The sequence below is a fragment of the Bartonella florencae genome (assembly GCF_000312525.1).
GTDB lineage: Bacteria > Pseudomonadota > Alphaproteobacteria > Rhizobiales > Rhizobiaceae > Bartonella > Bartonella florencae.
The window spans coordinates 442,816-456,214 of the sequence record NZ_HE997452.1; the positions used below are offsets into that span (position 1 = coordinate 442,816).

The 13,399-nt window shown below is 41.7% G+C and carries 10 protein-coding genes; 6 read left to right on the forward strand and 4 right to left on the reverse strand.

All coding sequences use genetic code 11. The features are described 5' to 3' along the window. Positions 1–405 precede the first annotated feature (405 nt). Together BN202_RS09705 and BN202_RS04685 are read right to left on the reverse strand one after the other, a co-directional pair. Positions 406–570, reverse strand: a complete 165-nt coding sequence (locus BN202_RS09705) for a hypothetical protein (protein WP_019219395.1) — start codon at positions 568–570, stop codon at positions 406–408. Positions 571–1,751: 1,181 nt separating this feature from the next. Then, complete coding sequence (locus BN202_RS04685; protein ID WP_019219398.1) at positions 1,752–2,441, reverse strand: YggS family pyridoxal phosphate-dependent enzyme; 690 nt, start codon at positions 2,439–2,441, stop codon at positions 1,752–1,754. Positions 2,442–2,597: 156 nt separating this feature from the next. On the opposite strand from BN202_RS04685, the gene leuS reads away from it, so the two are divergent. Both leuS and lptE read left to right on the forward strand, forming a co-directional pair. Beyond that, positions 2,598–5,240, forward strand: a complete 2,643-nt coding sequence (gene leuS / locus BN202_RS04690; RefSeq protein ID WP_019219399.1) for a leucine--tRNA ligase — start codon at positions 2,598–2,600, stop codon at positions 5,238–5,240. Continuing rightward, complete coding sequence (gene lptE / locus BN202_RS04695) at positions 5,227–5,817, forward strand: LPS assembly lipoprotein LptE (protein ID WP_019219400.1); 591 nt, start codon at positions 5,227–5,229, stop codon at positions 5,815–5,817. The genes leuS and lptE overlap by 14 nt, the downstream gene beginning before the upstream one ends. 12 nt (positions 5,818–5,829) lie before the next feature. Here the strand turns inward: lptE and BN202_RS10285 are convergent, their stop codons facing one another. Together BN202_RS10285 and fsa are read right to left on the reverse strand one after the other, a co-directional pair. Beyond that, complete coding sequence (locus BN202_RS10285) at positions 5,830–6,018, reverse strand: hypothetical protein (protein WP_019219401.1); 189 nt, start codon at positions 6,016–6,018, stop codon at positions 5,830–5,832. Positions 6,019–6,083: 65 nt separating this feature from the next. Next, positions 6,084–6,737: a fructose-6-phosphate aldolase gene (fsa, locus tag BN202_RS04705; protein ID WP_019219402.1), complete on the reverse strand. Its 654-nt coding sequence runs from the start codon at positions 6,735–6,737 to the stop codon at positions 6,084–6,086. A gap of 829 nt (positions 6,738–7,566) precedes the next feature. On the opposite strand from fsa, the gene BN202_RS04710 reads away from it, so the two are divergent. The 4 genes from BN202_RS04710 to BN202_RS04725 all read left to right on the forward strand — a co-directional run bounded on the left by BN202_RS04710 (position 7,567) and on the right by BN202_RS04725 (position 13,384). Beyond that, positions 7,567–9,789, forward strand: coding sequence for a primosomal protein N' (locus tag BN202_RS04710; RefSeq protein ID WP_019219404.1), 2,223 nt, complete (start codon positions 7,567–7,569; stop codon positions 9,787–9,789). A 543-nt stretch (positions 9,790–10,332) separates the two neighbouring features. Continuing rightward, complete coding sequence (atpH, locus tag BN202_RS04715) at positions 10,333–10,917, forward strand: ATP synthase F1 subunit delta (RefSeq protein WP_019219405.1); 585 nt, start codon at positions 10,333–10,335, stop codon at positions 10,915–10,917. Continuing rightward, positions 10,917–12,452, forward strand: a complete 1,536-nt coding sequence (gene atpA / locus BN202_RS04720) for a F0F1 ATP synthase subunit alpha (RefSeq protein WP_019219406.1) — start codon at positions 10,917–10,919, stop codon at positions 12,450–12,452. Before atpH ends, atpA begins: the two co-directional genes overlap by 1 nt. Positions 12,453–12,472: 20 nt before the next feature. Continuing rightward, positions 12,473–13,384, forward strand: coding sequence for a F0F1 ATP synthase subunit gamma (locus tag BN202_RS04725; protein WP_019219407.1), 912 nt, complete (start codon positions 12,473–12,475; stop codon positions 13,382–13,384). Positions 13,385–13,399: the final 15 nt, after the last annotated feature.

The following is a 13,399-nucleotide window of genomic DNA, read 5'->3' on the forward strand; positions in this document are numbered from 1 at the left end:
ATAATATTTTATATAGTATATACCTCTGAAAATTATTTTGTCCATATATATAAATATTTAATTTTGCAGTTATTTAATACATTTAAATAAAAATATAATAGAAAAATGTATAATTAGTATAAATGATATTTGCATTATAATATTTTTATTATTATATTTTTTAAATATACAAATAAATATAAGTACTAATCCGAATATGATTGTTTGAAACAATGATTCCAAGAATTTAGGATAAATATCCATTATAAAAAAATCCAAACTAAAATGTGCAAAAGTTACAAACAAATAGATATCTCTGAAAACTATTTTATCCACAGATGTAGATATTTAACTTTGGTATATTATTTTAAATATACTTATAAAACTATTAATTTCAGAGATATCTTTGTTGCTACTTTTTATAAATTAGAACCAACATTCACGAGTTTTATCTATAAAACCCCAAGCAGCACCTCCTGCGAATCCTAATGCAAAAGCCCCCATTCCACCTGTAAATGCACCCACTGCTCCCCCAGTTATACCACCTTGAATTGCACTAACTATTCCTGACGAAACTCCTACTTCTTGCATTCATGTGAGACATAAAAGCACTAGGACAACATGCATTTCCATGAGTAGGTCTTGAATTGTGCGAATGACCAAAAGAAGGCTTTGTCGCCATATGACCGAATGTGTTGAATGAACCAAACATATTAATTCTCTACATTAAAAGTAGTATCACAATGATACATTTCAAATGGCTATCGCGTATTTTTAGAAAAATGTCAAAGATAAACTTTAAAAATAATAATAAAAATACTGTATAAATCATATATACATTATGTATATATGAAATTTTATTCTTAATAAGATAATAGTATTATTTTGTAATATTTTAAAATATAAGAAATTACACCATATTTTTGCTTAATTTAAGTTTAAAATTTAAACTAGAAGAATTTTTTATCTGAAAATTGGTTTTTTATTTTGATTTACGAAAATAATAAAAAATATATTTCTAATTGAAATCAGATACGTTTTTATTGTTTGTACGCATACCATTGGGGGAATGTTTTTTTAGCGATTGTCGTGTGCATCTTATCTTTTCGGTATATGGAAAGCTTCTATGCTGCCTTTATTCTTATGTTGTTGAGTACGATTTTCTATGTTCACTTTGGTTTTGGAATGTTTATTTCGCTAAGCTTACACGAAAATTGAAGTGCCGTATTGATAGCCATAAGCCTTTTCTTTTTTGCTTTATGCCATTGGCAGGTGAGGGAATTGTTTATACATATCGGAGGGGTTGAGAGAATACGTGGTTCTTAATAGAAATCATCGCGATAATCCTATTGAATGTTCTTTTTCAATTATTTGTTTGGCGACAGTTTTTTCATGGGGGGGTAATATATCGATTTCTATCATTTTGCCTTTATATTCAGGATTTCTTTTTGGGTGCTTTTGGTGGAGAGCTGATCAGAGGGGAAGCGACGTGAAGTCAAGGTGTGAGAATATGAAAGACAAAGCAGGGTTGTTTTGAAGTCGTTGGACATACTGGGGATATGTTGGAGACATGCTGATGAAAAGTTTTGGAAGCCCAACTTTTTTGCTCATTTTGCTAACAGCACAAAATGAAGCTTGGGGCTTGCTTCTGCTAGAACTGCTCTTTTGTTGAGGGGAATATTTTTTCTCATGTCTGTTGTTTTTAGCTTGTTTGTAGAGTTTTCAATGGGAGTTTAATATGGAGGGGGAAATTTATATAAAGGCAAATTGCTTTATACAGGGCGTTTTCCAAATAAAGCAGAGCCAATGCGAAGGATATTTGAGCCAAATTGCAGGGCTGTTTTAAAATCATTGGACATGCCCATGGAAAGCTTTGGAAGTTCAGCTTTTTTTGCTAGCTTTGCTAAGAGTGCGAAATAGGGACCAGGGTTTTCCTCAGCGGGGGGTATGGCCATCAGACCAATGATATTAAGTCCATAGTTGTTTTTACACAGGGCTACAAAAGGGATCACTTCTTGTGGGGCAATGCCGGTTTTTTGCGGTTCTAAGCCGATATTGACCTGAACATAGCAGGGGAGATGTTTTTGTTGTTTTTGCATTTCTTCGGCTAAACTTTTGGCTATTTTTTCACGGTCAACCGTTTGAATGACATCAAAAATTTTGACAGCTTGTGCTGTTTTATTCGATTGTAGGGGACCGATAAGGTGAAGTTCAATATTTTCAAACTGTTGACGCAAGTCAGGCCATTTTGCAGCTGCTTCTTGCACGCGGTTTTCTGCAAAGACAGTCTGACCCGCTTGTAAAAGAGGGCGTATATCCTCTATGGCAACGGTTTTTGAAACAGCAATGAGTTGCACCTCTTCTGCAGCGCGATGGTATTCTTTACATGTTTCAGCAATGTCCTTTTGTAGATTTTGCCATGCTTCAAGGGAAGGTTCAAGTGGGGTGGTGTGTGGGTTCATCTTTTCGTACTTTGTCATCTTTATTCCGTGATTTTAGTCGTTATTTGTAAAATACTTCGTGAAATATTTATGGAAAATGTTGACGATGAGGTTAATCCATGGTCAAGCATAATAAAACAATTTTTTAGTTCAATTTTGTAAAAGAGTATCATAGAAATGACGATTGAACGTTATAAGTTAGGTGAACGCTATAATCCACGTGCCCGTGAACAAAAATGGCAAGCGATTTGGGATGAAAAGAAGATTTTTCAGACTGTGGTGGAGGATGGTCGTGAAAAATATTATGTTTTAGAAATGTTTCCTTATCCTTCAGGACGCATTCATATGGGGCATGTACGCAATTATACCATGGGAGATGTGGTTGCGCGCTATAAACGTGCAAAGGGCTTTAATGTGCTTCACCCTATGGGGTGGGATGCTTTTGGTATGCCGGCTGAAAATGCTGCTATGCAAAATAAAGTGCATCCCAAAACTTGGACTTATCAAAATATTGCGGTGATGCGTGGGCAATTAAAGCAATTAGGGCTCTCACTCGATTGGACACGAGAGTTCGCCACTTGTGATGTGGATTATTATCATCGCCAGCAAATGCTATTCCTTGATTTTTATCAAAAGGGATTGGTGGCGCGTAAAGTGGCTAAGGTGAATTGGGATCCCGTTGATCAGACTGTTTTGGCAAATGAGCAGGTTGTCGATGGGCGGGGTTGGCGTTCTGGTGCGTTGGTTGAACAGCGTGAATTGACCCAGTGGTTTTTCAAAATTAGTGACTTTAGTGAAGATCTTTTGGCAGGGCTTGAAAAGCTTGATCAGTGGCCTGAAAAAGTGCGCACTATGCAAAAAAATTGGATCGGTAAGTCACAAGGCTTGCTGATTCGTTGGGCTTTGAAGCCAAGAGAGGGAGCGGATGAGGTTTGTAAGTCCTTTGATGAGGTTGTTTGTTATTCAACACGACCTGACACGCTGTTTGGCGCTTCCTTTTTGGCTCTGTCTGTGGATCATCCTATTGCGCAAGATCTCGCAAAAAAGGATAAGAAGCTAGAGGCTTTTATCGAAAATTGTCGGAGTGGTGGAACAACAACTGCTGCACTTGAAACCGCTGAAAAACAAGGTTTTCTCACCCCCTTTTGGGCTGTTCATCCCTTTGATGTTAAGGTGCATATTCCTGTTTATATTGCTAATTTTGTGCTTATGGACTACGGAACGGGAGTTGTTTTTGGCTGTCCTGCCCATGATCAGAGAGATTTGGATTTTGCTCGTAAATATGATCTTCCTGTGCGTCCTGTGGTTTTGCCTTGCGCGGTTGAGAAAGAAGATTTTGTTATTGCTGAAACCGCTTATGTTGGTGATGGCGTGATGATTAATTCTAGCTTTTTGGATGGTTTAACACCTCAACAAGCTTTTGAAGAAGCTGCCAAAAGGTTGGAGGGGCAAGTGCTGCATGGGCAGCCACAGGGAGAAAAAACAGTGCAATTTCGTTTGCGTGATTGGGGAATTTCACGTCAACGTTATTGGGGATGCCCGATCCCCATGATCCATTGTACATCTTGTGGGGTGGTACCTGTTCCGCGTGCGGATTTGCCTGTTGTGTTGCCTGATGATGTTACTTTTGATCAGCTGGGCAATCCTCTTGTGCGCCATGAAAGGTGGCAAGCTGTTGCTTGTCCTGTTTGCGGTCAACCTGCCAAGCGCGAAACCGATACCATGGATACCTTTGTGGACTCTTCTTGGTATTATGCGCGTTTTACTGCTCCTTTTGCCCAGGAGCCTGTTGATCGGCAAGCGACAAAAGAATGGTTGCCCGTGCAACAGTATATTGGTGGAATTGAGCATGCCATTCTCCATCTTCTTTATGCGCGCTTTTTTATGCGTGCCATGAAGTTGATCGGTTATGTGTCGGTGGATGAGCCTTTTAAGGGGCTGTTTACCCAAGGCATGGTGGTGCATGAAACTTATCGGGATGATAAGGGATGGATTTCACCAGAAGAAATTACCATTGTTGAAAAGGATGGAAAGCGGCAGGCTTATAAATTAACAGATCAAAGCGAAGTGACGATTGGTTTGATTGAAAAAATGTCCAAATCAAAAAAGAATGTCGTTGATCCTGATGATATTATTGCCTCCTATGGTGCCGATACTGTGCGCTGGTTTGTGTTGTCGGATTCTCCTCCTGAGCGGGATGTTATTTGGACAGAAGCGGGCGTTGAGGGAGCACATCGTTTTGTGCAACGCGTCTGGCGCCATGTGGCTTTGAGTGCTCCGCTGTTAAGGGAAGTGGCACCTCGTGCTGGACATCAAGGGGCGGCTTTGGAACTGTCAAAGGTAGCGCATCGAACGCTCTATGCCGTGGAAGATGATTTGGAAAAATTTGCCTTTAATCGGGCTATTGCACGTCTTTATGAATTCTTGAATATTATGGCACCTTTATTAAATAAGGTGGCAGATGTTGAGGATGAAATGAAGGCGGCTTTGCGCCAAGCAGTGGATTTTTTCCTTGCTATGATTGCACCTATCATGCCGCATTTGGCCGAAGAATGCCATGCTGCTTTAGGGGAGAAAACTTTAGTGTCTGAACTTGCTTGGCCCATTTATGATCCCGCATTAACCGTTGCAGAATGCTATACTTTGCCAGTACAGATTAATGGTAAAAAACGCGGTGAGGTCACTGTGGCAGCAACAGCTACTGCGGCGATGATTGAAGAAGCTGTTTTGGCTCTTGATTTTGTCAAGATGCATTTGGGCGAAAAATCGGTGAAAAAAATGATTGTTGTTCCACAAAGGATTGTTAATGTCGTTCTTTAAAAGTTTTCTTCTGGTCAGTTTAGCAGCTTTATTCCCCCTTTTTTGTGGGTGCAAAATTGAACCACTTTATCATGAGGTCTCGCAAATTTCACCCAAAATAAGTTCAATGGATTTTGTTTCTTCTCGTCGATTTGCAGGAGCAGAATCTTTGGGGCTTTCCAAAAAGCTGGCAAGTATTGTCATTGCTGAACCTTCAGATCGTTTTGGGCAAATGGTGCGTAATCATCTGTTGTTTCTTCTTTATGGAGGTGGTAGAAAACCTTCTGCTCCAGCTTACCAATTAATATTGCAAACATCTCTGTTTACAAGAGATTCTGTACAGATAGAGATTGATCGCGATAGAAAAAGAGAGGGCCGGCCTTCTGTTGGAACCGTTGTGGGGAAAGCTTCCTATATCTTGCAGGATATGAAAAATATGCCTGTTACCAATGGCATGGGAACTATGAGTGCATCTTTTGAACGGCTTCGCCAAGAATATGCAACAATGCAAGCAGAAGAGAATGCTAGGAGGCGTGTGGCGGAAGAATTAGCGGAGCAGATTCTCATGTTGCTTTCACGAGATCTGGCAAAACATTAAGTGCTCTTTTATTTAATCGTTTTGGATAAAGATTTGTAATCCTTTATCGGTGAGGAGTTGCGATACCAGCGCTTCTAAGATTGCTGGTGGAATAGTTGGGGGGATATTTGGTGAAGAAGGTTGCAAAAGAGCTCTAAAAGCACGGAAACTGTGTGCAGCTTTATGAACGATTTTACAAGATATATCATGTGCAAAGCGCATAGAGACGCTTTGTTGGCAAAGCCAGTGGAACGGACTTTTGTGTTGTTTTGAAATCTAGCAAAATATTAAGCGATATTTTGTCCGGTTTTTTGCCAATCTTTGAGAAAGATTTGTAATCCTTTATCGGTTAGAGGATGTTCCACCAGTGCTTTTAAGACTGCTGGCGGGATGGTTGCAACATCGGCGCCGCTTAATGCTGCTTCTTTAACGTGATTAACGGTGCGAATGGAAGCTGCCAAAATTTGCGTTGCAAAGCTGTAGTTGTCATAAACTGTGCGAATTTCATGTAGTAGTGCAATGCCATCACTTCCACAATCTTCGATTCTGCCAATAAATGGTGAAACAAATGTTGCGCCTGCTTTGGCAGCAAGTAAGGCTTGATTGGCAGAAAAGCAGAGGGTGAGATTGGTTTTTAATCCTTGTGCTGTCAGCGCGCTACAAGCTTTTAATCCATCAAATGTTAAGGGAAGCTTGATGCAAATATTGTCGGCAATTTTTGCTAAAACAGCAGCTTCTTTCATCATATCTTCGAATTTTGTTGCCGCAACTTCAGCAGAAACAGGTCCGTTAACAAGGTTACAAATTTCTTTTGTCACTTCAAGAATATTGCGTCCTGATTTTAAGATGAGTGAGGGATTGGTGGTCACACCATCAACGAGATTTAAATTTTGTAATTCTCGGATTTCTTCAATATTGGCGCTGTCCACAAAAAATTTCATATCCTATCTCCTTAGTTGTAATTTGTTATTTAAAGTCTCTCATTGTTATCGTCTGTTTTTGTTATGCGCTATTGTTTATGGCAAAAGCAAGGGGGTGGGTTGCACCCTTATAGGATAAGCTATGATATCAATGGGCAATGGGCAATGGGCAATGGGCAATGGGCAATGGGGTAAGGGGGTAAGGGGGTAAGGGGGTAAGGGGGTAAGGGGGTAAGGGGGTAAGGGGGTAAGAATTTGCTGTTGGAAAAGGAAAATTAAGTGAAGGCGAAAATAAGAGAAGCGAATAAATGTGGGGAAGTGCTACGAGCGCGCGCGCCGTGTGTTCTTATAGAATGCTTATCATTATAGAGCTGTGGCTTTATGGAGTGTGAAGTTGGCTCTTTTTTGTGTGTGTTGTGGTGATGGTAGGCTTATGAAAAAGCTTATTGTGGGTAAGAGACTTAAGAGTAGAATAAATTGAATCAATCATTTTCTACATCCATATCAAAAGGCTGGCTGAGAAAATATTAAATGCAAGAATACTGGTTTTATAACAGGACTGGTATAAAGTTGCTCTAGAAAATAATAGGATATGTAATGGGAGGGGAATTATTTTCATTGGGGTATTTTTGCTGTGTGTGCTTATCGTTTTTGTATTTTATCTGCTATGGAGGAAGCATAACTCTTTGCAAGCGTTGTGGCTTTTTTTGTGATTTGATGGTGGATGATACAGAGGTCAAAGGGTGACGGTAGAGCTGAAATGGTAAGACCAACAAAAGATTCTTTATAAAAAGATCTGTAATAGAGATGTTGTTGGTATAAAAGATTCATATAAAATTTGAGACAAAAGATGAAATCAGATGTGACAGAAGATGTGAGGGAGAGAAAAATTGTTGCAGTATTGGTGCCTCTTCCTGTTGCGCATGCTTATAGTTATGAGGTTCCCTCTTTTATGGAATGTGCGGTTGGTTCTTTTGTTCGTGTTCCGGTGATGGGGCGGCAAGTTTGTGGCATTGTCGTTGATGTGGGAGAGCAGACAGCAAAAGATGGGCAAACTCTCAAGCCCGTGGCAGGTAAAAAATTACGCTCTCTGCTTCATGTTTTTGATTGTCCCCCATTAAAGGGAGAAATGATTGCATTTTTGCAGTTTGTTAGCCGATATACGATGACCCCCGTGGGGCTTGTTGCGCGATTGGTTTTAGGGGTCCCTGCTGCTTTAGAGCCAGAAGCACAACTACAAGGCTTGCGCTATTGTGGGGGGGGGGTGGAGCGTTTAACACCAGCACGGTCACGGGTTTTGGAGTTGGCACATGGTGGTGAGGTTTGGACACGCTCTGGGCTTGCGCATGCGGCAGGAACTTCTGTTTCTGTGGTTGAAGGCTTAAAAGTACTTGGGATTTTTGAAGAGGTTATGCTGCCACCGCCAGCTCTTGTGGGGCTGCCTAATCCTGATTTTTGTCCTCCTCAGTTGGAAGGGGCACAGAGTGAAGCAGCAAAAGTTTTGCGGAAAGGTGTGTTGTCTTCTCAGTTTCAAGTTTTTTTGCTGGATGGTGTGACGGGGTCTGGAAAAACAGAAGTTTATTTTGAAGCGGTTGCTCAGGCACTCACAGATGGCAAACAGGTTTTGATCTTATTGCCCGAAATTGCTTTAACACAACAATTTTTAGATCGCTTTCATGCACGCTTTGGAGCGGGAGCTGCGGAATGGCATTCTGACTTGGCACCACGTCGTCGGGAACGCGTGTGGCGACAGGTGGCAGAAGGGCGTGTGCGGGTTGTGGCGGGAGCACGTTCGGCACTTTTTCTGCCCTTTCATGATCTTGGGTTGATTGTTGTTGATGAAGAACATGATGCTGCTTATAAACAAGAGGAACGTGTTTTTTATCACGCGCGTGATATGGCGGTTGCACGGGGCTCTTTTGAGAATTTTCCTGTGATCTTATCCTCAGCAACACCTTCGATTGAAAGCCAGGCAAATGTTTTGTGGGGACGTTATCAAAAGGTGCATTTGCCAACGCGCTTTCAAGCGGCTGAGCTGCCACAGTTACGGGTGGTTGATATGCGTAAAGGCGGTGTAGAAAAGGGACGTTTTATTTCCTCTGTTCTTGAGAAGGCTTTAAAACAAACGCTTGAGAAAGGCGAACAGGCATTGCTTTTTCTCAATCGTCGCGGTTATGCACCTTTAACCTTGTGCCGTGTTTGCGGACATCGCTTTCATTGTAATGATTGTTCGAGCTGGTTGGTGGAGCATCGTGCGCAAGGGCAGCTTAAATGCCATCATTGCGGTTATCATCAGCCGCTTCCAGAAGCTTGTCCTGAATGTGGCACATTAGACCATCTTGTGGCTTGCGGACCTGGTGTGGAAAGAATTGCCGAAGAAATAGGCGTGCTTTTTCCACAGACGCGGTCCTTGATTCTCTCGACAGATCTTAAAGGGGGCATTGGTCAGTTGCGAAGCGAATTGCAAGCTATTGCTAATGGCGATGTTGACATTATTATCGGGACACAGCTGGTTGCTAAAGGACATCATTTCCCCGGATTATCCCTCGTGGGGGTCATTGATGCCGATCTCGGCCTTGCCAATGGCGATTTGCGTGCGAGTGAGCGTACCTTCCAGCTTCTCTCTCAGGTGACGGGTAGGGCAGGGCGAATGGGAATAGAAAGTTTAGGTCTTTTGCAGACCTATCAACCCGATCATCCCGTGATAAAAGCCCTCCTTTCGCAAAAAGGTGAAGATTTTTATGCTTATGAGATTGCGATGCGTCAACAGTATCATTTGCCTCCCTATGGGCGACTTGCTTCTTTGATTGTGTCTTCAGAAAAACGCCAAGCAGCAGAAAATTATGCGCGGTCGTTGCGTCAAATTGCTCCAAGAGTGAAAAATATCTCGGTCATGGGGCCAGCAGAGGCGCCATTAGCACTCATTCGGGGGCGTTATCGTTTTCGGCTTTTATTACAAGGTCAGCGTTCTTTTGATATACAGGGCTTTATTGGTGCGATGCTTGCCAATGCTCCTAAAATGCCTAGTTCTGTGCGCGTTCAAATTGATATTGATCCGCAAAGCTTTCTTTAGAAACACGGTGTAAAATGAAGGGCGGCATAGTATGCGGGATTTATTTAAAAGGGACGTTTTAAAAAGAAATGTATTTGATGAAATGTTCTTAAAAGGGGGAAATCAGCTTCCTTCTTATTTTAAGGTGAAGATTTGTTGTTATTTTTTGCCGATCAGTTTGAAATAAAACAGCTTTTTCGATAGTAAGAGCAAAAAGCCCTTGGCAAAAGAGAATCTTAATAAATAAGAGCGCTTTTTGTGTTTGCTTATGCATTATTATGAAGCAAAGAAAAAACTTGAAAAATTTGTCAGAGAATGGCAAAAAGAAATATAGAAAAACTGATGGTTCTCTGAAAAATTCTTGTTTAAAAATATTTTTAATATTTTCGTTAAAATTTTCAAAAAGCGTAGGTTTGTGGTGTTGCGAGTCGGTGATGTCTATGCTAGAAATCCAAAAGTTTTTTGTTCTGGGTTTTAAGAAAGAGACTCTTAAAATTTGGAATATCTGTTTTATTTCATCTGATAATTATCAGAGAGTCGCTCAAGGGAAAGAGGCGGTATTTCGTGTCGGATTCATTTTCTCTTATACCGCTGCCATTGGTGGATCAACGCTATGCGCAAGCGCTTTTTGACTTCGTTCAAGAAGTTGGAAACGTTGAAAAGGTTGAAAAGGCAGTGGCATCATTTTTGCTTGTCTTGGATAAAAATAAAGATTTAAAACGCTTTGTTGCCAGCCCATTCTTTTCAGTAAAAGAGCAGGTTAAAGTGATGCGTTCTGTTTGTGATAGCATCAAATTTGCTGATAAGAATGCTGGTCAAATTGTTGGTAATTTTTTGTGTGTTATTGCGCTAAATCGTCGGCTTTCTGCCTTGTCTGGTATTTTACGTGCTTTCCAGTGTCGTGTCGCTCTCTCTCGTAGAGAAATTTCAGCGCAGATTATTTCTGCTCGCCCTTTAAGTGCACAGCAGGAAAAAGAATTGCGCGTGGCTTTGGAAGGCGTTGTTGGGGGAAAGATTTTGCTACATATCCTTGTTGATCCAACACTTCTTGGTGGATTGATCGTTCGTGTGGGGGCGTGTCAGATTGATACGTCTCTTTTAACAAAATTATCTTCGCTTAAGCTTGCATTGAAAAAAGAGGTCAGCTGATGGATATTAGACCATCTGAAATTTCAAAAATTTTAAAAGAACAAATCAGAGACTTTGACCAAAAGGCTGAAGTTTCAGAAATTGGTTGGGTCCTCTCTGTAGGAGATGGTATCGCCCGCGTTTATGGCTTGGATAATGTTCAAGCAGGTGAAATGGTTGCCTTTTCAAATGGCGTGCGTGGTATGGCGCTCAATCTGGAAGTCGATAATGTCGGGGTGGTGATCTTTGGCTCTGATCGTGATATCCGTGAAGGAGATACCGTTAAACGGTTGGGCGCTATTGTCGATGTTCCTGTGGGACCAGCTTTACTTGGGCGTGTTGTCGATGCATTGGGAAATCCTATAGATGGTAAGGGTCCTCTTAAGGCAACAGAACGCCGTCGTGTTGATGTTAAGGCGCCGGGAATTATTCCACGTCAATCTGTGCATGAACCAATGTCAACTGGATTAAAAGCTATTGATGCTCTCATTCCTATTGGGCGTGGACAGCGTGAGTTGGTAATCGGTGATCGGCAGACAGGAAAAACAGCGATTTTGCTCGATACATTTTTAAACCAGAGGCCTTTCCATGAAAAAAATTCAGGGCAAGAACAGGATAAGGTCTATTGTATTTATGTGGCTATCGGTCAAAAACGTTCAACGGTGGCACAGTTTGTTAAAATTCTAGAAGAACGCGGTGCCCTTGAATATTCCATTATTGTTGCGGCAACTGCTTCTGATCCTGCTCCCTTGCAGTTTATTGCACCTCTTGCTGGATGTGCAATGGGAGAATATTTTCGTGACAATGGCCAACATGCTTTGATCGGTTATGATGATCTGTCAAAACAGGCGGTGGCTTATCGTCAGATGTCCCTTTTGCTTCGTCGTCCTCCTGGGCGTGAGGCTTATCCTGGTGATGTTTTCTATCTTCATTCACGCCTTTTAGAGCGCGCGGCAAAACTCAATGCAGAAAATGGTTCTGGATCTTTGACGGCTTTGCCTGTCATTGAAACGCAAGCAAATGACGTTTCTGCTTATATTCCTACAAATGTGATTTCCATTACCGATGGACAGATTTTCTTGGAAACCAATTTGTTTTATCAAGGGATTCGTCCTGCTGTGAATGTTGGTCTTTCCGTGTCCCGTGTTGGTTCTGCTGCACAAATTAAAGCGATGAAGCAAGTGGCTGGTTCGATTAAGGGGGAACTGGCACAATATCGTGAAATGGCTGCTTTTGCGCAGTTTGGTTCTGATTTGGATGCTTCAACGCAGCGTCTTTTAAATCGTGGTGCGCGTTTGACGGAGCTTTTAAAGCAACCACAATTTTCTCCTCTTAAAACAGAAGAGCAGGTTGCTGTCATTTTCGCTGGGGTGAATGGTTACCTTGATTCTTTGGCTGTTGGGGATGTCGCGCGCTTTGAACAAGGGCTTTTGACACTTTTACGTAGCGATTATCAAGACCTCTTACAGGCAATTGCTGAGCAAAAACAGCTAACCGATGAACTTAAGAAGAAGTTGCTTACTGTTCTTAAGTCTTATGCGAAGAATTTTTCGTGATGAAGTGATGGAATGCTTAAATGGCGTCGTTGAAGGATCTTAGAGACCGTATCGCCTCGGTTAAGGCAACACAGAAGATTACCAAAGCCATGCAAATGGTGGCGGCAGCAAAGTTGCACCGTGCACAAGAAGCGGCGCGTTCTGCACGTCCTTATGCACAGCGTATGGCTGATGTTTTAGCCAGTGTTGCCGCCGATGTTGATGGAATTGATGCTCCGCCTCTTATGCGAGGAACAGGACGAGATGATGTCCATCTTTTGGTGGTCTTTACTGCTGAGCGCGGGCTTTGTGGTGCTTTTAATGTGCAGATTGCACGCCGTGCCCGTGAACAGATTAAGGCACTGCTTGCTGCTGGTAAAGTTGTTAAGATTTTGACCGTGGGAAAAAAGGGTGCTGATATTTTATCGCGTGATTACAAAGCTTTGATGATTGATCACATCGATTTGCATGCTGTAAAACGCATTGGTTTTGCTGAGGCAGCCATGATTAGCCAACGAATCATTGATTTATTCAATGAAGGGGTATTTGATGTTTGTACGCTGTTTTATTCTGAATTTGTTTCCGTGATTAATCAGCGCCCGATGGCTTTTTGTTTAATTCCAACGCTTTCCCCAAAAGAGGCGATGGAGAAAAATGATGTTGTGGGAAAAGCAGATAAAGGCGATGTTTCACAGCAAATTGTTTATGAATATGAACCCGATGCTGTCTCTCTTTTGGATGAACTTGTTCCACGTAATCTTTCTGTGCAAATCTTTCGGGCTTTGCTGGAAAATATCGCTGGCGAAATGGGTGCGAAGATGACGGCCATGGACAATGCATCGCGCAATGCAGGTGAAATGATTAATAAATTGACGGTGGCTTATAATCGTCAGCGTCAGGCACAGATCACAACAGAATTGATCGAAATTATTGCGGGCGCTGAAGCGCTGTAAATTGAAAAGGTAAGG